The organism is Flavobacterium xanthum, from assembly GCF_900142695.1.
Taxonomy (GTDB): Bacteria; Bacteroidota; Bacteroidia; order Flavobacteriales; family Flavobacteriaceae; genus Flavobacterium; species Flavobacterium xanthum.
The window spans coordinates 50,510-76,489 of the sequence record NZ_FRBU01000019.1; the positions used below are offsets into that span (position 1 = coordinate 50,510).

General features: G+C 33.8%; 27 protein-coding genes and 2 tRNA genes. 19 read left to right on the plus strand and 10 right to left on the minus strand.

Features of this window, described 5'->3' with window-relative positions; translation table 11 throughout:
* Nucleotides 1-138 precede the first annotated feature (138 nt).
* The 7 genes from BUC11_RS09525 (at nt 139) to BUC11_RS09555 (ending at nt 5,409) form a co-directional block, all read left to right on the plus strand.
* On the plus strand, nt 139-1,065 hold the full coding sequence (locus tag BUC11_RS09525) for a DUF58 domain-containing protein (protein ID WP_073353614.1): 927 nt from the start codon (nt 139-141) through the stop codon (nt 1,063-1,065).
* Nucleotides 1,066-1,151: 86 nt separating this feature from the next.
* Nucleotides 1,152-1,225, plus strand: a tRNA-Asp gene (locus tag BUC11_RS09530).
* Nucleotides 1,226-1,497: 272 nt separating this feature from the next.
* A tRNA-Asp gene (locus tag BUC11_RS09535) sits at nt 1,498-1,571 on the plus strand.
* Nucleotides 1,572-1,920: 349 nt separating this feature from the next.
* On the plus strand, nt 1,921-2,379 hold the full coding sequence (locus tag BUC11_RS09540; protein ID WP_073353616.1) for a sterol desaturase family protein: 459 nt from the start codon (nt 1,921-1,923) through the stop codon (nt 2,377-2,379).
* A 151-nt stretch (nt 2,380-2,530) separates the two neighbouring features.
* Entirely contained in the window at nt 2,531-3,991 is a 1,461-nt protein-coding gene (crtD, locus tag BUC11_RS09545) for a 1-hydroxycarotenoid 3,4-desaturase CrtD (RefSeq protein WP_073353617.1), read from the plus strand.
* Nucleotides 3,988-4,629, plus strand: coding sequence for a carotenoid biosynthesis protein (locus tag BUC11_RS09550; RefSeq protein ID WP_073353619.1), 642 nt, complete (start codon nt 3,988-3,990; stop codon nt 4,627-4,629). Before crtD ends, BUC11_RS09550 begins: the two co-directional genes overlap by 4 nt.
* A gap of 78 nt (nt 4,630-4,707) precedes the next feature.
* Nucleotides 4,708-5,409 (plus strand): DUF3291 domain-containing protein, encoded by a 702-nt coding sequence (locus BUC11_RS09555; protein ID WP_073353620.1) that lies wholly within the window; start codon nt 4,708-4,710, stop codon nt 5,407-5,409.
* Between the two features lie 6 nt (nt 5,410-5,415).
* On the opposite strand, the gene BUC11_RS09560 is transcribed toward BUC11_RS09555, so the two are convergent.
* A complete protein-coding gene (locus BUC11_RS09560; protein ID WP_245793837.1) occupies nt 5,416-6,273 on the minus strand; it encodes a class I SAM-dependent methyltransferase in 858 nt (285 codons plus the stop codon).
* Between the two features lie 532 nt (nt 6,274-6,805).
* A complete protein-coding gene (locus BUC11_RS09565) occupies nt 6,806-7,306 on the minus strand; it encodes a DUF456 domain-containing protein (RefSeq protein WP_073353624.1) in 501 nt (166 codons plus the stop codon).
* Between the two features lie 42 nt (nt 7,307-7,348).
* Between BUC11_RS09565 and BUC11_RS09570 the strand changes: the two genes are divergently transcribed.
* Nucleotides 7,349-7,741 carry a hypothetical protein gene (locus BUC11_RS09570; RefSeq protein WP_073353626.1) on the plus strand — a complete coding sequence of 131 codons (393 nt, stop codon included), beginning with the start codon at nt 7,349-7,351 and terminating at the stop codon, nt 7,739-7,741.
* A gap of 42 nt (nt 7,742-7,783) precedes the next feature.
* A complete protein-coding gene (locus BUC11_RS09575) occupies nt 7,784-8,260 on the plus strand; it encodes a hypothetical protein (protein ID WP_073353658.1) in 477 nt (158 codons plus the stop codon).
* Between the two features lie 169 nt (nt 8,261-8,429).
* Here BUC11_RS09575 and BUC11_RS09580 read toward each other — a convergent pair whose 3' ends face one another.
* Both BUC11_RS09580 and BUC11_RS09585 read right to left on the minus strand, forming a co-directional pair.
* Nucleotides 8,430-9,530: a glycosyltransferase family 2 protein gene (locus BUC11_RS09580; protein ID WP_073353660.1), complete on the minus strand. Its 1,101-nt coding sequence runs from the start codon at nt 9,528-9,530 to the stop codon at nt 8,430-8,432.
* A gap of 7 nt (nt 9,531-9,537) precedes the next feature.
* On the minus strand, nt 9,538-10,512 hold the full coding sequence (locus BUC11_RS09585) for a lysylphosphatidylglycerol synthase transmembrane domain-containing protein (RefSeq protein ID WP_073353627.1): 975 nt from the start codon (nt 10,510-10,512) through the stop codon (nt 9,538-9,540).
* Between the two features lie 197 nt (nt 10,513-10,709).
* On the opposite strand from BUC11_RS09585, the gene ruvC reads away from it, so the two are divergent.
* From ruvC to BUC11_RS09620, 7 genes are all read left to right on the plus strand, one after another.
* Nucleotides 10,710-11,264, plus strand: coding sequence for a crossover junction endodeoxyribonuclease RuvC (gene ruvC, locus BUC11_RS09590; RefSeq protein WP_073353629.1), 555 nt, complete (start codon nt 10,710-10,712; stop codon nt 11,262-11,264).
* A 118-nt stretch (nt 11,265-11,382) separates the two neighbouring features.
* Nucleotides 11,383-11,754 carry a four helix bundle protein gene (locus tag BUC11_RS09595; RefSeq protein WP_073353630.1) on the plus strand — a complete coding sequence of 124 codons (372 nt, stop codon included), beginning with the start codon at nt 11,383-11,385 and terminating at the stop codon, nt 11,752-11,754.
* A gap of 88 nt (nt 11,755-11,842) precedes the next feature.
* A complete protein-coding gene (hemW, locus tag BUC11_RS09600) occupies nt 11,843-13,015 on the plus strand; it encodes a radical SAM family heme chaperone HemW (RefSeq protein WP_073353632.1) in 1,173 nt (390 codons plus the stop codon).
* 76 nt (nt 13,016-13,091) lie between these two features.
* Complete coding sequence (locus BUC11_RS09605; RefSeq protein WP_073353634.1) at nt 13,092-13,376, plus strand: GIY-YIG nuclease family protein; 285 nt, start codon at nt 13,092-13,094, stop codon at nt 13,374-13,376.
* A 40-nt stretch (nt 13,377-13,416) separates the two neighbouring features.
* Nucleotides 13,417-14,178, plus strand: coding sequence for a cyclase family protein (locus tag BUC11_RS09610; protein ID WP_073353635.1), 762 nt, complete (start codon nt 13,417-13,419; stop codon nt 14,176-14,178).
* Between the two features lie 10 nt (nt 14,179-14,188).
* A complete protein-coding gene (locus tag BUC11_RS09615; RefSeq protein WP_073353637.1) occupies nt 14,189-14,560 on the plus strand; it encodes an MmcQ/YjbR family DNA-binding protein in 372 nt (123 codons plus the stop codon).
* Nucleotides 14,561-14,627: 67 nt separating this feature from the next.
* The gene (locus tag BUC11_RS09620; RefSeq protein ID WP_073353638.1) at nt 14,628-15,338 is read left to right on the plus strand and encodes a PH domain-containing protein; all 711 of its coding nucleotides are present in this window, start codon (nt 14,628-14,630) and stop codon (nt 15,336-15,338) included.
* 85 nt (nt 15,339-15,423) lie between these two features.
* Here BUC11_RS09620 and BUC11_RS09625 read toward each other — a convergent pair whose 3' ends face one another.
* The 3 genes from BUC11_RS09625 to BUC11_RS09635 all read right to left on the minus strand — a co-directional run bounded on the left by BUC11_RS09625 (nt 15,424) and on the right by BUC11_RS09635 (nt 18,773).
* Nucleotides 15,424-16,524, minus strand: a complete 1,101-nt coding sequence (locus BUC11_RS09625) for a DUF4407 domain-containing protein (RefSeq protein ID WP_073353640.1) — start codon at nt 16,522-16,524, stop codon at nt 15,424-15,426.
* A 180-nt stretch (nt 16,525-16,704) separates the two neighbouring features.
* A complete protein-coding gene (gene pckA / locus BUC11_RS09630; RefSeq protein WP_073353641.1) occupies nt 16,705-18,306 on the minus strand; it encodes a phosphoenolpyruvate carboxykinase (ATP) in 1,602 nt (533 codons plus the stop codon).
* A gap of 74 nt (nt 18,307-18,380) precedes the next feature.
* Entirely contained in the window at nt 18,381-18,773 is a 393-nt protein-coding gene (locus tag BUC11_RS09635) for a DUF423 domain-containing protein (protein WP_073353642.1), read from the minus strand.
* A 189-nt stretch (nt 18,774-18,962) separates the two neighbouring features.
* On the opposite strand from BUC11_RS09635, the gene BUC11_RS09640 reads away from it, so the two are divergent.
* From BUC11_RS09640 to BUC11_RS09650, 3 genes are all read left to right on the plus strand, one after another.
* The gene (locus BUC11_RS09640; RefSeq protein ID WP_073353644.1) at nt 18,963-20,336 is read left to right on the plus strand and encodes a saccharopine dehydrogenase family protein; all 1,374 of its coding nucleotides are present in this window, start codon (nt 18,963-18,965) and stop codon (nt 20,334-20,336) included.
* 417 nt (nt 20,337-20,753) lie between these two features.
* Nucleotides 20,754-21,845, plus strand: coding sequence for a hypothetical protein (locus BUC11_RS09645; protein WP_073353645.1), 1,092 nt, complete (start codon nt 20,754-20,756; stop codon nt 21,843-21,845).
* A 180-nt stretch (nt 21,846-22,025) separates the two neighbouring features.
* Nucleotides 22,026-22,757: an SMI1/KNR4 family protein gene (locus BUC11_RS09650; protein WP_073353647.1), complete on the plus strand. Its 732-nt coding sequence runs from the start codon at nt 22,026-22,028 to the stop codon at nt 22,755-22,757.
* A 206-nt stretch (nt 22,758-22,963) separates the two neighbouring features.
* Here the strand turns inward: BUC11_RS09650 and BUC11_RS17155 are convergent, their stop codons facing one another.
* Genes BUC11_RS17155 through BUC11_RS09665 form a run of 3 tightly spaced genes read right to left on the minus strand, consistent with a single transcriptional unit; the run spans nt 22,964 to nt 25,271 of the window.
* Nucleotides 22,964-24,547, minus strand: a complete 1,584-nt coding sequence (locus tag BUC11_RS17155; RefSeq protein WP_073353648.1) for a M56 family metallopeptidase — start codon at nt 24,545-24,547, stop codon at nt 22,964-22,966.
* Nucleotides 24,544-24,918 (minus strand): BlaI/MecI/CopY family transcriptional regulator, encoded by a 375-nt coding sequence (locus tag BUC11_RS09660; RefSeq protein ID WP_073353650.1) that lies wholly within the window; start codon nt 24,916-24,918, stop codon nt 24,544-24,546. The genes BUC11_RS17155 and BUC11_RS09660 overlap by 4 nt, the downstream gene beginning before the upstream one ends.
* 2 nt (nt 24,919-24,920) lie before the next feature.
* A complete protein-coding gene (locus tag BUC11_RS09665) occupies nt 24,921-25,271 on the minus strand; it encodes a toxin-antitoxin system YwqK family antitoxin (protein ID WP_245793840.1) in 351 nt (116 codons plus the stop codon).
* Nucleotides 25,272-25,980 lie beyond the last annotated feature (709 nt).

A 25,980-nucleotide genomic window follows, 5' to 3' on the forward strand; every position in this document is an offset into this window, starting at 1 on the left:
GAATCCTTTTGGGTTCAGAGAGAAGGTTTGGCGAAAGTCAAACCTTTTTTTTGTTTAAGCGGAATTGATTTAAGCTTCTTGATTAAGTTTTGTTTAGGTAATTTTTTAAATCATTTAATCTTTTAATATATTTGGTAGATGAAGATCGAATCGCAAATAGAGAAAATTTCTAGTTTCCAGCATCTGGAGTTATTGGCCAATCAGGTTGTGGAAGGTTTTATTTCAGGAATGCACAAAAGTCCTTTTCATGGGTTTTCAGCAGAATTTGCTGAACATAAAGTGTACAATGTTGGCGAAAGCACCAAGCACATTGATTGGAAGTTGTTTGCCAAAACGGATCGTTTGTATACGAAACGGTTTGAGGAAGAGACAAATTTGCGTTGTCATATTATTATCGATAATTCGTCATCGATGCACTATCCAGTATTAACGAAAAGCCAGCCGTTTTTTGAAAATAAGATAGGGTTTTCGGTCTTGGCTTCGGCGGTTTTAATGAACTTGCTGAAGAAACAACGTGACGCTGTAGGCATGAGTGTGTTTTCGGATACTTACGAGTACTACGCGCCTGAAAAAGGCAGTGATCGCCATCATCGAATGATTTTAAATGCTCTTGAAGGACTGCTAATAAAACCTGTGGTCCAAAAAAGTACCGATACGATTACATTTTTACATCAAATAGCGGAAAAGATTCATCGACGCTCTATGATTATCTTATTTACGGATATGTTTCAATCTGGAAATGAAGAAGCACTGTTTAATGCATTGCAACATTTGAAACACAATAAACACAAAGTAGTCTTATTTCACGTCGTAGATAATAAAACAGAGTTAAATTTTGATTTTGATAACGCTCCAAGGAAGTTTGTTGATGTTGAAACAGGCGAGGTAGTAGCTGTTTTTGCCGATACTATAAAAGAAGAATATGAAAAACAGATAGAAAGTTACTTTAAAAAGTTGGCCCTGACTTGTTCTCAGAACAGAATAAAGTACATTCCGGTGAGTGTGGATGAAAGTTTTGAAAAAATATTAATGACATACTTGGTTGAAAAACAAAACTTTGGATAAAACGGGGAATATTTATCAAATATTTTTTCAAAAAACGCTTGTGCAAACGGAAATCTATTGTATCTTTGCCACCGCAATAACGCAGAGGTTTGGTAGTTCAGTTGGTTAGAATACATGCCTGTCACGCATGGGGTCGCGGGTTCGAGTCCCGTCCAGACCGCAATATTGGGGAAAGCCTTTCGTAACAGAAAGGCTTTTTTGCCCCATAAGGTTTTTAACGTTAGTTGTGTTGTTTGCTACGAATTTGTAACTCGTAGCGGGTTTAGTAGTTAGACCAATGAAAAGCTTTTCGCCTCGGCGAATAGCTTTTTTGATTTAAAATAAAGGATGTTGGTTAGTAAACATGTCAGTCATCTCGATGTTAGGGAGGAGGCAGTTTCCGAAGAATTCTTGGAAAAGAGCATTAAAGCGTTGCAGTTTAAAAAAAATACTGGTTTGGTAGTTCAGTTGGTTAGAATACATGCCTGTCACGCATGGGGTCGCGGGTTCGAGTCCCGTCCAGACCGCTAGTAAGAAAAAAGTCTTTCGTAACCGAAAGGCTTTTTTGTTTTTGATAACTTTAGTAAACAGGAATGGTAACGAATACGGATGAAGTACAAAACTTTCGGATTTGGATATCAATCTAAAATGCAAAAATCAATGTTTTAATATTTCTCGAAAATTTTTAAAATTGATCCAAATTTACTAGATTAAATAGGTAAAAATTATCTTTTTAAATTCGTACCTTTATAAACCATTTTTACACTTGCAGGTTCATCATAAAAAAAAGGACAATCATTACAATAGTTCCTGTTTTGTTGATTGTTCAATGTAAATAATACATTTAATCTTTGTTTGATTTTAAAATTAATAGGTATGGGTTTTATAATTATTTTTTTAACTTTTTGGGGAATGGAATTTATGGCTTGGCTTACACATAAATATGTAATGCACGGTTTTTTATGGAATTTACATTTTGATCATCATACCCCCAATAAGGAAGTCTTTTTTGAAAAAAATGATGCTTTTTTCCTAATTTATGCGATACCATCTTGGCTTTGCATTATGTTAGGTTCAATGTACGGGTACTGGACAGTGATGTATGTCGGTTTTGGTATATTAGCGTATGGACTAGCTTATTTTTTAGTTCACGAAGTTTTTATTCATCAAAGATTTAAATGGTTTAGAAATACTGAAAATGTTTATTTAAAAGCGATCCGTAGAGCACACAAAGTGCATCATAAACATAGAGGGAAAGAGGAAGGCGAGTGTTTTGGAATGTTGATTGTTCCCTGGAAGTTTTTAAAACAAGAGCTTAAAAAAGTAAATGTTTAAAATGGGAAGTTTATAAAATAGTACTCAACAATTTTTTCTTAGCTTATCTTTTAAATCATAAATATTTTCAACAGAACCGCGGTTTCTAGTCTGGAAAACTAATCGTCAAAACTATCTTTTTTATCGACATTTTTTTAATAGTAAAACCTTTATGAAGCAGGCAATCATTGTTGGTTCTGGAATTTCGGGACTAGCCGCGGCAATTCGGTTACAAAACAAGGGTTACGCTGTTCAAGTTCTTGAAAAAAACTCTTATCCTGGTGGAAAACTAACCCAAATTAGTGGGAATGGTTTTAGGTTTGATGCTGGACCTTCGCTTTTTACAATGCCTAATTTAGTTACCGAACTTTTTGATCTCTCTGGAAAAAAATCGACTGATTATTTCAATTTTGATCAACTTGATGTTTTATGTAATTATTTTTATGAGGATGGAACACAGATAGTAGCAAGTTCAGATATCGATGCTTTTGCAGCAGAAATGGAACGAAAAACAACTGATTCTGCCGAAAAGGTGAAGAAGCATCTAAATAAAAGTGCCTTTATTTATGGTGCTACTAAAGATCAATTCCTTAACAAATCACTTCATAAAATAAATTCATTTCTTTCTTTTTCGACTTTAGTGGCTATATTCAAAATGCCGTTTTTGAATATTTTTAATACAATGAATCAGGTCAATGAAAATACCTTTACCGATTCGAAAACGATTCGGTTGTTTAACAGATATGCCACCTATAATGGATCAAATCCATATAAAGCGCCAGGAATATTGAATATAATTCCGCATCTGGAGTTTGGTCTTGGTGCTTACTTACCTCGAGGCGGAATGCACGAGATTACTAATAGTTTAGTAAAACTAGCTAAAGAAATTGGTGTTGAATTTCATTTTAATCAAGAAGTTATTGCGATTGGAACTGAAAATAATGTGGCAAAAAGCGTTACTACAGCCTCTTGTATTTACGCTGCTGATCTTGTTGTATGTAATGCTGATATTCATACTGTTTATGAAAAATTAATTCCTTCTGCAAAAAAATTAAAAGAGGTAGATAAACAAGAACGATCGAGTTCTGCACTTATTTTTTATTGGGGAGTTAATAAAGAATTTCCGCAATTGGATGTGCATAACATTATGTTTACAGAGGATTATAAAGCCGAATTTGATCATATTTTTGAAACCAAAACAATCTACGAAGATCCCACTATTTATATCAATATTACCAGTAAAAAAAATGAAGGAGACGCTCCCAAAGGAAAAGAAAACTGGTTTGTAATGATTAATGTCCCGTCCGTTTACGGTCAAGATTGGGATAGTTTAATTGCCGAGGCTAGAAAAAATATTTTAAGCAAAATTTCAAGAAATTTAGGTGAAAGTATAGAGGATCTGATTCAATTTGAGCAACAATTAACTCCACAACTCATACAAGATAAAACATATTCGTATAAAGGATCGCTATACGGGACATCAAGCAACAATAGGTTTGCCGCTTTCTTTCGCCACAAGAATTTTTCTTCGCAGTACAAGAATCTGTTTTTTTGTGGTGGTAGTGTACATCCAGGTGGTGGAATTCCTTTGGCCTTATTGTCCGCAAAAATTATTGATAAACTCGTAAAATGATAAAAACCATATCAATAGAAAATCGTTGGATTGGAATTTTGCTCTTGTTCTATTTTTTTGGAACACTCGGAATAGCGCTGCAAGAATATAAAAATTTCTTTTTGCCGCTCACACCTCTTAACTTACTACTAACGCTATTTGTTTTTTACAAAGTTAATAATGATTTTAGTAAAAAGTTTTTAATCCTATCGGTACTAATTTTTTTGATAGGATTTACAGTTGAGGCAGTTGGAGTAGCGACAGGCGTGTTATTTGGGAGCTATTCGTATGGTGATTTGTTTGGATTTAAAGTTTTTGAAACACCGCTAGTCATTGGTGTCAATTGGTTATTTTTGTCATTAAGTTCTTATGGTGTCGTTCAATATTTTACTAAAAAGCCATTTTTATTAGTCATTTTCCCTTCTATGATAATGACTGCCTTGGACTTTTTCATTGAACCTGTTGCTATGAAATTGGGTTTTTGGGGTTGGGAAAATAGTGTAGTTCCATTTCAAAACTACGTGATGTGGTTTGCTACCAGTAGTTTTATTCATGGGTTGATTTACTTTTTTCGTCCTAAAATAAATCCTAAAATTAGCGTGGTTATTCTACTTGCACAATTTGTCTTTTTTGTTGCATTGTATTTTTTAATCACTTGAATCTAAGTGTCGAATAAAAAAGCATTTGCAACCTATATTCCTAACTTCCAACTATAATTAATTAGAAATTATTTGATCATGAGCAAACAAATTAGTACAATTACCTTTTTTAGATATGCTTCGTTTAGCGATAAAGCTTGGGGCTTTGGGATGATGCAATTCGCTAATAAAGATTTAAAAAAAGTAAACGGTTTGACTTTTTACAGATTGATGGGCAGTGGAAAAGGAAGAGGTTTCAATCCTTTGCCTGATTGGTCTGTATATTGTTTACTACAAGTTTGGGAATCAGAAGAAGCAGCCCAAACCTTTTTTTCATCTTCTGATTTGATGAAACAGTATGAGAAACATACAGCGGAAATATATACACTTTACATGAAAAATATTTCAGCAGTTGGGACTTGGGTTGGCAAAAATCCTTTTGAAAAAGGTGCGGAACTAGAACAAAATTCACCGATTGCAATTATTACTCGAGCAACCATAAAATGGAACTGGCTTATAAAGTTTTGGAAATACGTTCCCACTTCTGAAGAGGGTTTAAACGGAAATGAAGGCTTGATCTACACTAAAGGTGTTGGCGAGGTTCCCATTATTCAAATGGCGACTTTCAGTTTGTGGAAGGATTTTGACTCGGTAAAACAATTTGCCTATAAAAGCAAGCAACATCAAGAAGCCATTAAGAAAACACGCCAATATGAATGGTATTCAGAAGAACTTTTTTCTAGGTTTCAACCCTATAAATCATCCGGAACTTGGGAGGGTAAAGATCTTTTAAGTTTATAAAATTCGTTAATTTGGTGTTGCAATTACGGTCATAATGCCGAGAGATGATTTCTTTTCCATCCATTTTTTGGGCATGAATTGTACCATTCCAACCATAAAATTCCAAAATTCGTCTTCCATATTTTTATCCCACTGTATTCCCTTTTTTTCCATTTCACTCATCCAATAAAGCAGGTAAGGATCCATGGTCCCATGAGTTAATAGTTTGGTGACTTTCCATCCGCTTTTATTAAGTAACAATTCTATGTTGTTCGGAGAAAATAATGAAATATGACGCGGTGTGTGCCAACCAGCCCAATTTTCGTTGTATTTTTTTCGACTGGCAGAATCGAAATTGGGAACTTCAATAACAAGTGTTGTTGATGGTTTCGCAATAGATTTTAAATAGGTAAGATTTTCTAATGGAGTGTAGTCGTGCTCCAGATAATGCCACATCGTGATAACATCGGGTTGCAAATTACTTGATAACTCTTTAATTTCTGCTACTCGCAAATCTAATCCTTCAAAACTGGCCTCTTGCTCTTTCCAACCTTCGTCGCTAAAGTCAATCCCCATTGTTTGGCAATGTAACTTTTGCTGACACGCTTTCAAAAAAGATGGTTTACCACAACCAACATCCAAAATTAACGACTCTGATGAAATGAAATGAGCATCTTTTACCCGCTGCACTCGTTTTAAATCTAACTTTTGCTGGCTTCCTTCAACTAATTTTTCAAATTTCCCCCACGCTTCAGAACCCCTGTAAGGTAGGTAATGAGAAGTGTAATAGTTTTTTAATACGTCTAATTCTACTCTTGGGTTCAAAAAAACCAGTTGACATTCGGCACACTGATCAAAATTAAATAACTCTTTGCTTGAATGCATTTGAGCTGTCGTTTGAATAAAAGGATTAATAGTCTGCGAGTTGCAAATGGGGCAATTGTGAAGTTGGTGCATGATATAGTCCGTAATTTTTTATAGATTTAATTGATATTTTTGAAAATTAAAAATTGTATCGCACGATAATTTGAACTTTTAGGATAAAAAATTTTTATCTTAGTTTGCTAAAAGTATCATTTTGCAGATAAATTAATGTTTCTTTTTTTTTAATGTTGAAATTTAAAAAAGCTAGTATAGCACGTTACATTGGTCAAAGTTCAAACTTAAACTTCGTTATTTTAGTTATTAAAGACAATTTAATATTCATCTAAATTAGCAATAAATTTTATCTTGATTACTAAAAAGGAAAGCATTCTATCGTAGTTGGTGATTTCGACAGCTATTTTTCTGATAGAATAATATTTAGCATGAAAAATAGTAATCTTCAATTTTTTTTATCACAAGTGGACTAAAAATAAAGTAGGTAAGGAAACTTTTGTCGCCTTATAAATAGTGACACCTCCCTTTTTATAAGCTGTTAAAATAGTTCAGATTTATAATGCCAAACAATCGAGCCGTATAGTCCCAGAAAAAGTACACAAATCAAAAACTTCATAAAAGTAGACGCTAGAAACCCAACAAAGGAACCTGTAGCGGCTTTCAACGCTCTGTTGTGGTCTTTGTAATCAAAAATAAGTTCTCCTATCAAAGCACCCACAAACGGACCTATAAGGAAGCCAAAAGGAACGGGAGCAATAATCCCAACAACTAAGCCAATGTTTGTCCCCCAAATACCGTAAGAACTGCCTCCAAATTTTTTAGTGCCTTTAGCTGGAATCACGTAATCCAAAACGGATACAATTACAGTAATAACCAAAGTAATCCCAAGAATCCAATAATTAGCAGGAACAGCATTTGTAAAATAGAGTAGTGCTAAACCAATCCAGCTCATACTTGGCCCTGGCAAAACTGGTAAAAAACTCCCTAGTAAGCCTACCATAATGCACACGAAACCAAGAATTAAAAGTAAGATATCCATAAATTTATTTTTAGTAATTTTGACAACATCAAAGCAACACGTATGTATCAAATAAATGGAATTAAATTAATACAATTATTGACATTAACGCTTTTCTTTTCTATTTCTTCACTAAAGGCTCAGGAAAAAAAGGAAGCCGATGCCGACATGCTCTTGAAAGAGACCATTTACAATGAAAATAGGGTAAAAGTATTAAATTTTTCACTGAAAGAGTTTGATGCACTTTTTTTTGAATTTTTTGACAAAAAAGCCAGTACTGATGTAGTTTTGACAAAGCAGGAGTACTATAATTATACCATTCAAATTGCGATTTTTTCAGACCGACTTGCGGCTTTGTACCCAGATCAAAAGGAAATCGCTTATAAAAATAAAAAGAAATGGTTCGCTGAATCCTACGAAGATTATTTAATTTACAAAGCATCTCAAAAAAAATAATTGTATTTTTATAAAATATTAGTTCCATTGAAAAATAAAACCTTGAAGCACTATTACCTTTTTTTAGTAATTATACTTTTTAATTCCTGCCACTATTTCGAAAAGCAAGTGCCTTCAGAAAAGGAATTGCTGCAAAAGGAACTGAAATCAATCAACTGGAAAGAAGTTGATGAATACCCATCCGTTGTAGATTGTGAAAAAATAGACAATAAAGCGCAACGTCAGCAATGCTTTTTTGAAGTTTTAACGCAACTAATTCAAGAAAAACTAAGCGTTGACACCCTTTCAGTTCTTTATCCGGAATTAGATACCATTGAGGTGAAGGTCACAATTTTCCCTAACGCTACCATGCAATTTGAACCACAATTCCCCAAAGATTCGGTGGCTTATGACACGATAAAAATTGATAGTATCTTGAAGGCACGTTTGATTGATTTTCCTAAAATTAATCCCGCTTTAAAACGCGGAATTCCCGTAAAAACGCAATTTATTCTTCCTGTAATTCTTAAAGTAGAATAGTTTTGATTTCAGATTAACTATTTTTATTTTTAAATTACGTTATCCATACACTTTTAGATCCCGTTAAAAATTGTGATTTCTGTAACCCTATAGGGATTTTGAATAATGATGTGCTGGAAATGAGTGATTGTGGTTTTTTTAACTCGTTAACACCTTAAAAATCTGATGTCTAAAATTTTCTTCCTTTCCATTCATAACTTCCAAATAACGAATATAAACCTACAGCAGTACTAAAAAAAGGATAAATTAAACTGCTAAGTACTACGTAATGCATTTTGTTATTTGTTAGAAATTGATTCGATTTGTAAAGTAAAAAGAAGTCAATAAAAAACTTAACAATTAAAATAAAAAGCACGTTTTTTAGCGCAACAAAGCCCACCGTCCAGAGACCAAAACTTACAACGATAGCTAAATTACCCCCAAAAACAATTAATCCCAAAGCCTTCCCAAAACTACTTTGATACGAACTTGTTTTTGAAGCCCAACGTACTCTTTGCTGAAATAAAGAGTTCCAATTATCCAGCGGTTTTGTATGAACAATGGTGTTTTCCGACTTCAAATAATGCACTTTTTCAGGAAATTGTGCTATCGCTTTTTGCAACAGGAAAACATCATCTCCACTAGCGATTGAATCATTTCCTTGAAAGCCATTTAGTTTTTGAAAAAAAGATTTGGTATAAGCAAAATTAGCGCCATTGCACATAAAACCTTTCTTAATACCAAAACTACCGATGGTCGCACCCTGTAAACTCGCTAAATCCAATTGCTGAAAATGATGTAAGAGCGAAGGAGCACAATCACAGGTAACGGCTCCAGCAATCATGCTTGTGTCATGAAGCTGAATGTAATTGTCCAAGGTCAACAGCCAATTTTTAGTCACCCTACAATCTGCATCAGTGGTGACAATCCAGGGAGTATTAACGATTTGCATTGCGGTTACTATTGCATCTTTCTTGGGCGATTTTGAAACCCGAGTGTTTTTTACAATACAAACTTCGTATTTCGTATCGGGAACTTCATATCTTTCATCGGATTCATCATCGACTAAAATCACTTTAAACAATTCTTTTGGATAATCTAATTGGGATATACTTTTCAATAAAATAGGTAAATTTTCGGCTTCATTCCGAAAAGGAACAATAATCGAGAATTTTGTTTTTGGCTTTAAGCCAGTATAATTAATTGTATTTACTTTGGTAAATCCATAAATTAACAGTCCAATTGAAGTGGAATAAATAGCAAGAATCATAAATAAAATAACTGTAATCATAATTACTTTATAAAGAGGCTTCTCTCTTTCCATCGAAGACGGATGGGATGAGAATTTTAAAATTTAGGACATAGTAGCTACCAATTATAGCAGGTAAAACTACATTTAAAAACCACATCAACGTAGAAATAAAAATTACAATCCATTCATTTACTCCAAGGATTCCAAAGAAATAAACAGCAACACTTCCTTTTACGGCAAAGTCTAAAAATTGAAAAGTAGGTATGGAGGATGCAATAAAATAAACGCTAGTTATTGCCGACATTACTATTAGATAGGGTAAATCAACATCAAAAACGAGGAACAAAAAATAGTATTGATGGGAAAAAACCAAATAGCGACAAATACTTAAATAAATGTTTTTTTTGTGGATTTGTTTTGGAATTTCATTTATTTTATGAATCAGTTTTTCAATAGAATAGCCTTTGATTTTTATTTTTTTAATCGAAAATAAAACAATAAAAACAAGCGTCAGAATTGCAAAGAGGATTATAACTGTTCTCGTCGTAATTACATGGAATTGCGTGTTAAAATACAACAAACCAACGATCCCAATGACAACGGTTACAATCATTTGGATTTCGTTGCAAATTAAGTTTAGGAAAATTACTTTTTTAGTTTTTGATTTATCAAAAAACAGTGCTTTTCCGGCATATTCGCCTATACCATTTGGAGTAAAAATCCCTGCTGTTTGCGCTGCAAGAACTTGTTTTGTAGCTTCACCTGCAGAAATAGGTTTGAGAACAGAAGCCAAGTTTTGCCATTTTAAAATTTCAAAATACCTATTGAGTACACTTAATACTAGAATGAAACTAATTCCAATTACCGACTGATTTTTATTGAATAGTGCTAGAAACTGGGCCCAATCGAGCTTGTCATTATGCATCAGCTGGTTGTAAATAAAATAAAAGGCGCCGCCTACAATCAGAAGTTTGATTAGAAGTACGAGGAATTGCTTAGTTTTGTGAGGAATCGAAATCATTATTACAAAGAAAAGAAAACTATTGTAATAATGCTATTTCGCAAAGATTCGCCATCGCTTTGTAGTAGATGGTAGGTTTCCGTAAAGATTCACAAAGTGAAAGCAAAGCTGGACTAAGATTTTAAAGTAATTTTGCGAATCTCTGAGCCTTCTTTGCGAGGCTCTGTGTAATAATAAAAAAATGCATAAAAATAAAAATGGCAAACGAACGCATTATTTTAGGAATTGATCCAGGAACAACGATAATGGGTTTTGGTTTGATACGAGTGGTCAATAAAAAAATGGAATTTATTCAATTGAACGAATTGCAATTGAATAAAATGGATGACCACTATATGAAATTGAAACGTATTTTTGAACGCACTATTGAACTAATTGATACGCATCATCCAGATGAGATTGCTATTGAAGCGCCTTTTTTTGGTAAAAATGTACAATCGATGTTGAAGTTGGGACGCGCACAAGGTGTAGCAATGGCAGCAGGTCTTTCGAGAGATATTCCCATTACCGAGTACGAACCGAAGAAAATAAAAATGGCTATTACCGGAAACGGAAACGCCAGTAAGGAACAAGTCGCTAAGATGCTACAACAACTTTTAGGGTTGAAGGAATTACCTAAAAACCTTGATAGTACGGATGGTTTGGCAGCTGCTGTTTGTCACTTTTTTAATTCTGGAAAGGTCGTTGGAACGAAAAGCTATACTGGTTGGGATGCTTTTGTTAAACAAAATGAAGAGAGAGTGAAGAAGTGATCAGTATGCAGATTTTTAGTGGTTAGTAAGGACTGTAAAAGAACAATGATCAGTGATCAGTTGTTTAGTAGTCAGCCGAAGTAATTAAAAAATAGTATTCAGTTTATAAAATGTAAAGATGAGATTTCAAGATTTATTAGCTTATAAAAAATCATTTGCATTAGCAATGAAGGTTTTTGAAATTACAAAATCATTTCCAAAAGAAGAAACCTATTCATTAACAGATCAAATTCGGCGATCATCTAGAAGTGTTCCTGTTACAATGGCTGAAGCATATAGAAAAAGAATTTACCCAAAACATTTCTATAGTAAATTAACTGATTCTGACGGAGAAAACTCAGAAACACAAGTTTGGTTAGAATTTGCTTTGTCTTGTAAATATATTTCAGAAGATATTTATAAGGAACTTATTTCTGAAAGCATTGAGGTTGGAAAACTAGTTAATTATATGATTTTAAATCCTGAGAAGTTTGGAGTAAAAAAAGAGTAGTTAGTAGATGCAGCTGAATACTTAAATTCTGCTCTCTGAACACTTCTAAATAACTGAACACTAATAAACTGACCACTGAATACTAATTATGAGCGGAATCTACATTCATATCCCATTTTGCAAGCAAGCGTGTCACTACTGCGATTTCCATTTTTCGACTTCCATGAAGAAGAAAGAAGAGATGGTTTTGGCTATTGCCAAAGAAATCCAAATGCGCAAAAGCGAATTTGAGCTTCTCGACGGCGCTCGAAGTGACACCCAAATTGAAACTATTTATTTTGGCGGAGGAACGCCCTCTGTTTTGCAGATTTCTGATTTGAAATTTCTGATTGATACGATTTATGAAAATTACACTGTTGCTCCAAATCCCGAAATCACACTTGAAGCCAATCCTGATGATTTGACTACTTTGTCAGTTCGAGCGCAGTCGAGAACAATTTTTGAAGAGTATCGTTCTATCGGAATCAATCGACTTTCCATCGGGATTCAATCGTTTTTTGAAGATGATTTGAAGTTGATGAATCGCGCGCATAATTCAGAGGAAGCCCAAAAATGTTTAGAAGAAGCCACCAAATATTTTGATAATATTTCACTTGATTTGATCTATGGCGTTCCGGGGATGAGTAATGAAAAATGGAAGCAGAATATCGAAAAGGCCCTTTCGTTTGGGGTGCCACACATTTCGAGTTATGCTTTAACGGTCGAACCCAAAACAGTAATGAATAAAATGATTCAAACCGGAAAAATGGAAGCGCCCAAAGACGAAGTGGCTCAGGAACATTTTATGATATTGGTTGAGATGCTTGAATCGAAAGGGTTTATTCACTATGAGTTGTCAAATTTTGGAAAAGAGAATTATTTTTCAAAAAATAATTCGGCGTATTGGTTGGGAAAAAAATACATGGGCATTGGCCCTTCGGCGCACAGTTATGACGGTGTTTCTAGAAGCTGGAATATTGCGAATAATTCCCTTTATTTAAAATCCATTCAAGAGAATAAATTACCAAACGAAATGGAAACGCTATCAGAAGCTGACCGTTATAACGAATATATTATGACCGGTTTACGAACGATTTGGGGCGTTTCTTTGGATAGAATCAAAACTGAATTTGGGCAGACGTATTTGGATTATCTTCAAAAACAAGCTCAAAAATTTATAGATGATAAGTTACTTTTTATTGAAAATGATATTTTAAAACCCACTAAAAAAGGAAAGTTTTTGACGGATGGAATTGCAAGTGATTTGTTTATCCTGAACTAGTTTCAGGATCTCGCGAAGTTGTCTCAGAATAGCTGGAACTAGTTTTAGGATCGCAATGTATTTAAAATGGTTTTGTATGGAAAAAGGATTTACATATATTTTGACAAATAAAAACCAGACCGTATTATATGTTGGGGCAACGAAAAATTTAAAAAAGAGAATTGACACTCATATTAGTGGAGCTGGAGCAGTTTTTACAAAAAAATATAATGCAACGATATTACTTTATTATGAGGAGTTTGATCAGTATTCAGATGCTTTTAAAAGAGAAAAACAATTAAAGAATTGGCATAAAGACTGGAAATTGAAGTTAATAAAACTAAGCAATCCCGAATTAAAAGATTTATATTTGAGTTTATAAAAGTAGCTCAAGATGAGATACTGAAATAAATTCAGCATAAATGATAGCAACAATAAATAATTTTCAAGTAGACTTATCAAAACCCATTGATATTTCGATTCCGTTATCTAATACAGATGCTAACCCAATTGCCTGGTATATTGAAAAACCAGTAATTGAACCGGTTCAGTTTGGAGAATGGATCGGAAAAGTATCCTCAGGGATGTCTTCGACAAATTTTAACAACATTACTTTCAATCCCCACGGACATGGAACTCATACGGAATGCTTGGGTCATATCACCCGAAATTTTTACAGTATCAATCAATCTTTGAAACAATTTTTTTTTACTGCTGAACTGGTTTCGATAGAATTGGAGGACCAGAAAGGAGATTTTATTGTTACTAAAGAAGCACTTTTTAATGCTTTAGATGGAAAATCACCGGAAGCAATTGTTATTAGGACGTTGCCAAACGACACGACTAAATTGTCTAGAAAATACTCTCATACAGATCCTCCTTTTATGACTGAAGATGCAGCGTTGTATTTACGCGAAAGCGGGATCCAACACTTGCTAATTGATCTTCCAAGCGTAGATAAAGAAAAGGACGAAGGAAAACTTTTGGCACACAAAGCTTTTTGGAATGTGACTGACGTAAATACTTTAAATTCGGATGCCCGAGTAGAGGCGACGATTACCGAAATGATATACGTGCCAGATGCTATTCCAGACGGGAGTTATTTGCTGAACCTGCAAATTGCTTCTTTCGAAAATGATGCAAGTCCGAGCAAACCCGTTTTGTACTCCATGCGAAATATCTAATTTGAATCGTATGAATTTAGAAAGCTATTACGAATATTGTTTGTCTAAAAAAGGAGTGACAGAACATTTCCCTTTTGATGAAGATACTTTAGTTTTTAAAGTGGGCGGCAAGATGTTTGCCTTGTCGTCTTTAAGTCAATGGGAAAAAGGAAACCCCTCGGTTAATTTAAAATGTGATCCAGAGCGTGCTGAGGAATTGCGTGCTGAATATGATGACATTCAGCCGGGCTTTCACATGAGTAAAACCCATTGGAACACAATAGCTATAAATGAGTCAGTTTCGGATGCCTTGGTCAAAGAGTTGATCAACCATTCCTATGATTTGGTTTTCAAAAGTTTAACAAAGAAATTGCAAAACGAAATTCTAGAATCAGAAAATTAGGTATTACTTTTGCGATGGAATTTAGATATAAATAATAAACAGGTACTGAAATAAATTCAGCATAAAAATGAAAGAACAATTTAAGAAGTTTTTAAACGAAGAACAAGATCCAAAAGCCATTGAAAAAATAGCTTCAAAATTGAGTGATTTATTGATGAAGAATGAGGAGATAGGATATATCGCGGTTCAAAAAAAACCAGCGATTACTGTTTTGCCGGATAGTATTGTGATGACGAATAAAAGAATTATCATTTGTCAGCCCAAAAATCTGGGACTTTCCATGAATTTTATTGATTACACTTGGGATGAGATAGAAGGAACTTTTGTAAAAGAAAATATTTTGGGTTCCGAGTTTTCATTTACAACTCGAACTAATATGGAGGTTTCGATTGATTATATTCCAAAAATTCAAGCGAGAAAGATTTTTACGTATGCTAAAGAACAATTGGATATATTGAAAAGTGGTTCCGTATTAAATGCGACAATTATTGATGAAGTTCCTGTGATTTCGATAGAAGAAGAGGAGATTATTGAAGAAATGGAGACGGAGGAAGTGACTAGTTTTGCTGAAATAATGACCATTACACCTCCACCTTTTAATTTGAAATCCGAGGAGCTCAATGCACCTGCTGATTTTCAAAAAGAAAATGGTTTGCACAACTTGTCGCAGGATGCACTTTTTGAAAAACTACAGAATTATAAAAAATTACTAGATAACGGTTTGATTTTGCAAGGAGAATACGATGCTTTCAAAAAAGAAATTTTGAGCTATATGTAAGTTATTTTAAAGTGTTAGAGTCAAAAGTCATAGGAAAGCAAGTCTTGTGCTGATTTTTAAGACTTTTGACTTTAAAAATATCAGATTAAAGTGTTCTTTTCTGTTTTTCTACAAAATTATTAGATTGTAATTTTAATAAATCAGAAGCGTTTTTGCGTTGTAAATCATACAAATTTTTGTCGTCTACTATGTCTCCGTAGATTTTATCGTGCATGGTTGCACTAGTTTTAACCAACAAAGTACGTTGGTATTTGTCTTGTTCAATTGTTGCTTTTAATGCTGTTTCCAGATCTTCTAATTTATAATCGTATTCGCCTTTTGGAGATAGCAATTTAGCAATAATAGGAGACGTTTCAATGGCTAGAAACAAGAGCATGATAAAAAAAGAAGGCAGCCAAGGTAATTTATCCAAGGCGTTGATTCGTGCCATTAAACCATCAAATCCATCAATAATAGGTTGGGTTTCGTTAACTTTCTTGTCTAAATCGGTTTGCAGCGTTTTGGTGTTTTTTTCCATTTCAGCAATTTTAGCCAAGTTGGTTTTTTGTAAGGTGTCCAGTTCTTTTTTGGCCAAATCATGTTTGGCAATTTTTTCTTTAAAAACAGGACCTTTACCTAATTTTTTGGTTCCTGCGGTTCCTTCGGCTTCGGTGATGTAAGTTTCATAAAGCGTATTTACTTCTTTCTCTTTGCTTGTGATTTCTGATTTTAATTTATCGATTTCCACTTTGTTTTTATCCAAATCCGATTTGAAATAATTCGCCACTTCTTTTTTGTTATTCAAAGCCATCGCATTTTTCTCTTTCAATAAAACGGTATTAATTTCTTTCTCGAAGATTTTAATTTCTAATGGTTTCGAAATTACAATAGCGATAATTACCGCCAAAATAATTCGAGGAGTTGCCTGTAGAAATTCACTTCCAAAGCGATCTCTTTTTCGAATGGTAGATACAATAAAACGATCTAAATTAAAAATAAGTAAACTCCAGACTAGTCCAAAGAGTAATGCGGGAAACACATTATCAAACACAGTGAACAGCGCATAAGAACTGGCAATAAAAGCCATTACGGCGGTGAAGAAAACAGTGGCGCCAATACCTACATATTTGGTTTGTTCGCCTTCAGAACAGCCTTCAAGTAAGTCTTTGTCAGCTCCGGAACAAAGGATAAAAAATTGTTTTAACATGATTGATTTTTTGATTGCTTCGCCAGTTCGCTATTCTGACTCGGGTGATTGATTCAAATTTAACGCCAAAAAATGAATCTTGGTATAAATAGTTGATTTGTTTTTAATTACTGTTTTGTATAGACAAAAAAAAGAGCCGCTCTTTACGAACGGCTCTATAGTTTATTGATTAGTAGTGGCTTACGCTTTTGGAGCTCCCGCCATAATTTCGTCATTTGCAAATTCTTCAAATTTGGCGAAGTTAGCTTTAAATTTTTGAGCTAATTCAATGGCTTTTTTGTCGTATAACTCAGGATCTTCCCAAGTATTTCTAGGATTTAATATTTCACTAGGTACATTGGGACAGGTTTGTGGTTTGGCTATTCCAAAAACTTCATGATTCTCATACCCCACTTCGTCTAATTCTCCATTGAGAGCGGCTGTAATCATAGCACGCGTGTACTTTAATTTCATTCTACTCCCTATTCCGTAAGGACCTCCAGTCCATCCAGTATTGATTAGCCAAACTTTTACGTTAGCATCTTTGATTTTTTTACTTAACATCTCAGCATATTTAGTGGGATGCAAAGGCATAAAAGGAGCACCAAAACAAGCAGAAAAGTTAGGTTGAGGCTCTGTAATTCCAGCTTCGGTTCCCGCTACTTTAGCTGTATAACCAGAAATAAAGTGATAAGCAGCCTGTCCAGGAGTTAGTTTAGAAATTGGAGGTAAAATACCAAAAGAATCGGCTGTTAGGAAAAAGATATTTTTTGGATTTTTTCCAATAGAGCCTGGCTGGATGTTGTCTATGTGGAATATTGGATAACTTACCCTAGTGTTTTCTGTTATCGAAACATCTTCAAAATCAACTTCTTTGGTGTCTGAATTGACAATTACATTTTCTAAAAGCGATCCTTTTTTTATTGCTCTGAAAATATCTGGTTCATTTTCTTCTGAAAGATTGATTACTTTTGCATAACATCCTCCCTCAAAATTAAAGATAGTATTTTCATTCGTCCATCCATGTTCATCATCTCCTATTAGTTTACGATTAGGATCTGCAGATAAGGTAGTTTTTCCAGTTCCTGATAATCCAAAGAAAATTGCAGTATCTTCATTTTGCCCTACGTTTGCGCTGCAATGCATTGGCATTGTATTTCTAAAAACGGGCATTATAAAGTTCAAAGCAGAGAAAATTCCTTTTTTTATTTCTCCAGTGTATCCAGTGCCACCAATAAGGACTATTTTTCTAGTAAAATTTAAAATCGCAAAGTTGCTTTGACGCGTTCCGTCTAATTCAGGGTCTGCGAAGAAACCTGGTGCAGATATTAAAGTCCATTCTGGCGTAAAATTGGCTAATTCTTGTACTTCAGGTCTTAAAAACATGTTGTAACAAAATAAATTAGACCATGCGTTTTCTGTAACCGCTCTAATATTTAATCTGTAATTGGGATCTGCACATGCATAAGCATCTCTAACGAAAACTTCTTTGTTTGATAAATAAGCAGTCACTTTGTTATACAAGGCATCAAAGGCCTCTGGAGCAAAAGGAATGTTGACATTTCCCCACCAAACTTTGTCTTCGGTAATGCTGTCTTTTACAATGAAACGATCCTTTGGAGAGCGTCCCGTGTATTCCCCTGTGTTTACCGCTAATGATTCTGATGAAACCTCTATTCCTTGACCTGATTGTATTGTAATGTCGTGTAATTCTTCAGGGGATAACTGGTAATGAATTTTTGCATTTTCAATTCCTAATTCTTTTAACGAAATCGATTGCGTGAAAAGTGTGTTATTGTCCATAAATCTATTGTTGTGTGGTTTCTTTTTATAGACTGCAAAAGTAGAAATTAATTTTCAGTTAGCGTTTGATTCTGCTAGTTTTGTGATTTTTTATTTAATACGCGCAGTAATAAAATGCTCCAAGCCACAATTAGCAAGAGTCCACCAATGGGAGTTACGAATCCAATAATTTTAAAATCAAAAGCAGTAAGGTCATTTGTGGCTAATAAATAAATAGAACCGGAGAATAATAGAACACCAAATACGACCAATAAGTAGATTGTTTTTTTAGTTTTTAAGGAGAGGTCTTGCGTTAGACCAATAAATAATAAAAAAATGGCATGGTACATTTGGTAGCGTACACCAGTTTCAAAAGTGGCTAATTGATCAATAGTCAGTACTTTTTTTAGGGCATGCGCGCCAAAAGCACCCAGAATTATAGCAATCATTCCTAAAATTGCTCCTGTTGAAAGTATCTTTTTGTCCATGAGATTAGTGATTTTATTGCAAAAGTATTTCATACCACCTCAATTTAAAAGTATTTGGACCGATACTTTCGATTTGAAAGGTAGAATCGCGGAAGTTTCCCTTTTCGATTTTTTAATTTTCTAAATTATCTATTGTTATTTTGTTATAAATACAACATTTTTGTATGTTTGTGTTATAAATGTATAAAAATGAGAACAATTTTAATCATTGGGGCAGGAAGATCCGCATCCTCTTTAATTCAGTATCTTTTAAGTAAATCTGAGAAAGAGAGCTTACATCTTGTTATTGGTGATTTGTCCTTGGCATTGGCCCAAAAAAAGACAAATAATCATACGAATGCTACGGCAATTGCTTTGGATATTTTTGATGAAAATCAAAGAAAAGCTGCGATTGAGAATGCCAATATTGTGATCTCAATGTTACCAGCTTATTTGCATATTCAGGTGGCCAAAGATTGTATTATTTATAAAAAACATTTAGTTACCGCCTCTTACGTCAGTGATGCGATGCAAGTATTAGACGCTGCCGCAAAGGAAAACAATCTGATTTTCATGAACGAAATTGGACTGGATCCAGGAATTGATCACATGAGTGCGATGAAAGTGATTGATGCCATAAAAGATAAAGGCGGTAAAATGCTTCTTTTTGAATCTTTTTGTGGCGGATTGGTGGCTCCAGAATCCGATACGAATCTTTGGAATTATAAATTTACTTGGGCGCCGCGCAATGTTGTGCTCGCTGGTCAAGGAGGAGCTGCTAAGTTTATTCAAGAAGGAACTTATAAGTACATTCCGTATTGTAATTTGTTTCGCAGAACCGAGTTTTTACAAGTGGAAGGATATGGTCGTTTTGAAGCGTATTCGAATCGAGATTCCTTGAAGTACCGCAGTGTGTATGGTTTAGATAATGTGCTTACTTTATATAGAGGAACGATCCGAAGAGTAGGTTTCTCTAAAGCGTGGACTATGTTTGTTCAATTAGGAATGACGGATGACAGTTACATCATGGAAAATTCGGAGAATATGAGCTACAGGGAGTTTGTGAATTCGTTTTTGCCGTATCACCCCACAGATTCAGTAGAAATCAAGACGCGTTTGATTCTCAAGATCGACCAAGATGACATTATGTGGGACAAATTATTAGAACTCGATTTGTTCAACCGCGATAAAATTGTAGGTTTAAAAAATGCTACACCCGCTCAAATTCTAGAGAAAATATTGACTGATAGTTGGACGCTTCAACAAGATGATAAAGATATGATTGTCATGTACCACAAATTTGGTTACGAAATACAGGGCAAAAAAGAACAAATAGATTCCAAAATGGTGTGCATTGGCGACGATCAAACCTATACCGCGATGGCCAAAACAGTAGGTTTACCCGTTGCCATGGCGACTTTGTTAATCCTAAATGGTAAAATCACGACTCCGGGAGTGCAACTGCCCATTCGTAAAGAAGTATACGAACCTATTTTAAAAGAGTTAGAAGACTACGGCGTAGTTTTCAAGGAAATCGCCATGCCGTATTTAGGATACAATCCGGATAAAGAGTTTAGTTATTAGTTTTTTTAGATTTTTAGTTTGATCAATCCGCTTCTTGTGACAAAAGTCTAGAGTTGCGGATTTTTTTATACACTTCATCTTTTGATTGTGTATTTTTTGGGCGTGACCCAAAGTTGCTTCGTCGTTCCTCCTGGCCACTTTGGGTCGGGCTCTACGCTACAATCTTTGTGTTTTTAAAGAAAAAACACAAAGGATTTCCGCTGCTATCCCTCACGCGAGCCGCAATAATTAAGACGTTCATTTTTTTTTAAGAAAATTTGTACGAAAAAATCAATATATTTGGAAATATAAAAAGAGGCATGCAGTAGCGCCTATCTACCTAATTTTGGGTGTATATACGCTACGGCGTAGCGCGTATATTAATGTTGGCAGAAATGGCAAAAAAAACGAGAAGAATCCAAATAATAAATACATTAAATGACAAAAATTAAATTTTCAATACTATTAATTTTAATTTCACTTTCATCAATATATTCACAACATAAAATAAGAGAAACGTTTTCAGAAAAGTTTGTCCCATTTGTTGAAATTTATTCGGAAAAAGGAGATTTAATAGGTATCACTGATATAAAAGGTGCAATTTCTTCGGACTTAGAAGATAAAATTCGAACTTCCAAAACAACTAATCTGACTTTTGTAAATAGTTTGTACATAACAACTGCGTTAAGTATTGAAGAATATAATAACACACAAATTATATCTTTGAACAAAGTTTCCATAGAATTAAGTGAAGTTGTAATAACTAAACCTAAAACCTATAAATATTTGAAATTAAAAGGATATTTTAGAAGTCTTCAAATTAATGAAGATAAACCACATTATTTTATTGATGGAATTGCTGAAATATACATTTCATTGAAGTCAGGAAAAACAAAATTGAAAATTATTTCTAATCGTTCATTTGAGAACAAGTCAGTAAAGCAATTAAGCAAGACTTTCTTTTTTATGGTTGCAGGTGTTCCAACATTTAATGAATTTTCAAATTTTGAAAGTCTAAACGCTGAATATAATTTAAAAACAGTAAACAATTCACAAACAAATATTTTAGACCAAGAAACAAGTCTTGAAAAAGGAACAATTGCAACAGTAAATAATAAATCTAACTTACAATTAGAAATCATTTCGCAATCAAAACCTAAAATAATGAAAGCTTTAGGAATGGAAACGGATTATAATAATTACACCATAAATTCGATTTATGAAAACAATGAAATCCAAAAAATAAATTCAGAAAACATTATATACTATAAAGAAATTAGAAGTTATGATATTAAAAGAAAACAAAAAGATAAATTTCAAAAAGTAGAAGCGACACACGAATTTTATTTACTGGAAAAAGAATATGTAAATGAATTAGGAACAAAACAATTTGATAACTTTTACTCTTTCAAAAGACCAAATAAATTCAATGAAAGATATTGGGAGAAAGTCGATAATCAGTATTTTCAACCTTTACCGAAATCAATAGAAAAATATATTGAAGAAAATTTAATGCTAACTGAAAAGTAAATAAAGCCACTATCTGCCAACAGCGGTTTTGATATAGTGGGGTTTTAGTGGAATTACCGTTTAGCTTCAACTTTTCTGCAAAGCAGAAAGTTGCAAGGTTACGTATTCCCCACCATCTCAAAGCCGCAAAATGTTACCTGCAAACATAAACCGAACTTACCGAAAAAAGAAACTTAAAATATGACACCAACTGAACAGCTAAAATCCATTTTAACAGAGAAATATATATCCGAAGATGGAGACGAATACAAAGTTCAACTTAAATCAGGCTTAACAGAATTAGAAATTGATGAATTAGCGAAACGAGTTCCAAAAGGACAAATTCCAACTGAAATTAGAGAGCTCTTAAATTTCGCAAGTGGTTTTGAATTTTATGGACTTGAAGAAATAACATTTGACGGTTTTGAACAATTTGGATTTGAAGAGTTTTTCCCAAACTCTGTTCAACTTGCAGGAGATGGATTTGGTAATTTTTGGATTTTAGATATTGACAAAAATGGTAATTGGGGAAACGTATTTTATGTTTGCCACGACCCAGCAGTTATTATAAAACATTCAGACAATCTAACTCAATTTATCGAACACGTAAATGACTTTGGCAAAAACGGAAATAAATCAAATCTTGACATAATACACGAAAAAAGTGTGAAGGATATTTGGAATCAAAATATCGGATTTATCGAAGTTGAAAACGCAAGACAATCAAACGATATAATCTTAAAAGAGTTTGCTTTATTGCTTCCTGACAATTGTGTTGTTGCTGATTTACGAAAGAAACAAAATCGAAGCGGTTTTGCTTGGGGTAAATTTGGACCGAAGATTGACAAAGCAAAACGACACGAAACAGAATTAATTTGGGGAATTGAAAAACCAATTAAGAAAGGAATATTATCAAAAATATTCGGAAGATAATACCGAACGTGCTAAGAATGCCCGATCGCACCGATATATCACAATCGTTAGCGTAGTTTTGTAAACTGTGCCCATAACATTGAGCAAACAATACAAATAGTACAGCAAATGTCTACAAATTATAAACCCGAATCCTTGCTAGGGTAGCTGCGAAACTTTAAATTAACAAATCCGCTCCTTTACACTAAGAAGCGGATTTGTTTTTATTAAGATTTGCCAGATTGTATCGTTATTGGTAAACTGTATAACACTCTCACAGGGACACCGTCCATTTTACCGGGTATCCATTTTGGACATAAGTTTAAAACACGTACGGCTTCATCACCAGTTCCATAGCCAATATCGCGAATGTTTTTTACGTTGCTAATACTGCCGTCTTTTTCAACTATAAAAGTGATGTAAACCTTCCCTTTTAAATTAGGTTGTTCTGGAGTTTTAAAATTATTGCCGACAAATTTGTAAAAATCCATCATTCCTCCCGGAAAATCTGGTTTTTCTGTTACTCCAGCTGTATTGTAAATATCCCCTAATTCATCGCTGGCGATCAATTTTGAAGCTTCTGCCCGATAGTCTTTTTCTAAAACAGTAATTGTTTCATTATTTATTTTTACTCCTTGGCTGTTTACTCTGGATCCTAACCTGTTGTAGTATTCTCTTTCTTTACCTTTTGTCACATAAAAATGGACCTCATTGTTGATAAAAATATAACCGTCATTTACAGGATTGCCTTTACTATCTACAGATCCTTTATCATTAAAATAAAGACTACCAATTTTGGTATACTCTTCATTCTTAATTTTCACAACCTCCAGTTTTTTTCTTTTTATGGTGTCGCTTTGTTTTTCTGATTTTTCAATTTGTTGCAATGCACTTTTGGCAGTGGCAATTTTCTCATTTAAAATTGGTTGCTGAACAAGGATAGGATCGTTCTTTTCTCTTGCAACTGTTTTAATGCAAAAGGCCATTAAAAGCATAGATAGTACAGGAATAATTGTCATTTTCTTGACAAGTGAAAGCTTTTTTGATGTGGTTTTTGTCATCATGAGTAATCGTTTTTTAGTTATTAAATAATTCAAATTACTGGCCAAGTAAAAAGTTTGGTTCTCGTTTGCTTTCGATAGTAATAAAGATTGGTAGAACGGAACATTGTTATAGGAGGTCACGACTTTCTCGTCAGCAAGAAATTCGTGATTGAGTTGTATCGCTTTTTTATAAAAAATAAAAATGGGGTTGAACCAAAATACAGTCTTTAAGATTTCGATAAATAGAATGTCTAAGGTGTGTTTTTGGGTGACATGCGTGAGTTCGTGCGTGTACAATTCGGCTTCAATTTGACGGTTCTTGTATTCCGTTTCGTTGATGAAAATCGTATTTAGGAACGTATGTGGTAACGTTTTTTCAGGGACTAGAATTAATTTAGCATTCTTAAAAGGAATTCGAGAATTTGACTTCATTTTGCCAGAAATCTTGATGATGTTGTAGGCGAAACGGATGGTAAGAATTAGCGTGATCAAGGCATATATACTCCACAGTCCTATAACTGTATAGTTTGTTTCTTCTATTGCTTCAGCACCTCCTTGCATTATTTGTATATTTCCTAGATTGACTGGACGTGAGGTTATTTCCTGAATTACTTCAATGGTTATAAAGGGAAGTGTCAGCGAAAAAATAAGGCTAAACAACAAGTAAAACCGATTGAAACGGTGCATTTTTTCTTTTTCAAGAAACAAATAATACACTGCTAGCAAAGCTATTAAGCTGATGGATGATTTAATTAGAAAGTCGGTCATTTTTTCTTTTTTAGAATTTCACTGTCTATTATTTTCTTGAGTTCTTCCAGTTCGGTTTGAGATAAATTGGTTTCTTTGGTAAAGAAAGAAGCAAATTGTGATGCCGAATTGTTGAAAAAATTACTAATCAATCCGTTGACGTGTTTTGAGAAATAATCGGTTTTTTTGACCAACGGATAATATTCACGGGAGTTTCCAAATTCGGTGTAAGCAACAAATTGTTTGTCGATCATTCGTTTCAGTAAAGTGGCTACCGTTGTGGTAGCCGGTTTTGGCTCTGGGTACGCTTCCAATAAATCTTTCATAAAGGCTTTTTCAAGTTGCCAAAGGTGTTCCATGAGTTGTTCTTCTGAATTTGTAAGTTGTTGCATTTTTATTTTATTTTTATTTCGGAAAGTAATTCTCCGTTATTGTATTTTCTAATTGTTGTTAGTTTTCCATCGTCATTATAGTAATTCCAATCGCCAAAATAAAACCAGTGTGCATATTTATCAGTTGTATCTAATTTAGACATTCCTCTAGATTGTATTTTTCCATTTTCATGATAAAATATTGTTTTGCAAATGCTACGGTTGTATTTTTCCCTTTTAATGATTTTACCATTCAAATAATACCGCCATTTTTTTACAGGATCTCCTTTTTTATAGGTTCCAATGGATTTGTAGTTTGCGCTATCTTGTGCGTATTGCTCCACCCAACGACCGGTTCGAAATTTATTTTTCATTTGATTGGTTTTACAACCAAATAAAGAAAGGGTCAAAACTAGTATGATAAATGAATAGCGCATAAAGTGGTTTGTCTCTACAGATTAAAACATTGCTCTACAAATGTAGAATAAAAAACGAAATAAACAAGTTTTTCGGTAAAAAATAGTTGTTGGTCAGTTAAATAACTGCTAATTGCTTGGTTTTTTTGGTGGTGGCAGGTTAGCCACAGATTCACAGATTTCTCATTTGATTCAATAATTGGTGTATTAGTGGCGTAAAAGTGAACACCGCAAATTCGCAAATTTTTTATTTGAGTACTTGGTGTAGTCTTGGTGTAAAAATTAGCCACAGATTCACAGATTTTTTATTTGATTCAATAATTGGTGCATTATTGGCGTAAAAGTGAACACCGCAAATTCGCAAATTTTTTATTTGAGTACTTGGTGTAGTCTTGGTGTAAAAATTAGCCACAGATTCACAGATTTCTTATTTGATTCAATAATTGGTGTATTAGTGGCGTAAAAGTGAACACCGCAAATTCGCAAATTTTTTATTTGAGTACTTGGTGTAGTCTTGGTGTAAAAATTAGCCACAGATTCACAGATTTTTTATTTGATTCAATAATTGGTGTATTAGTGGCGTAAAAGTGAACGCCGCAAATTCGCAAATTTTTTATTTGAGTACTTGGTGTAGTCTTGGTGTAAAAATTAGCCACAGATTCACAGA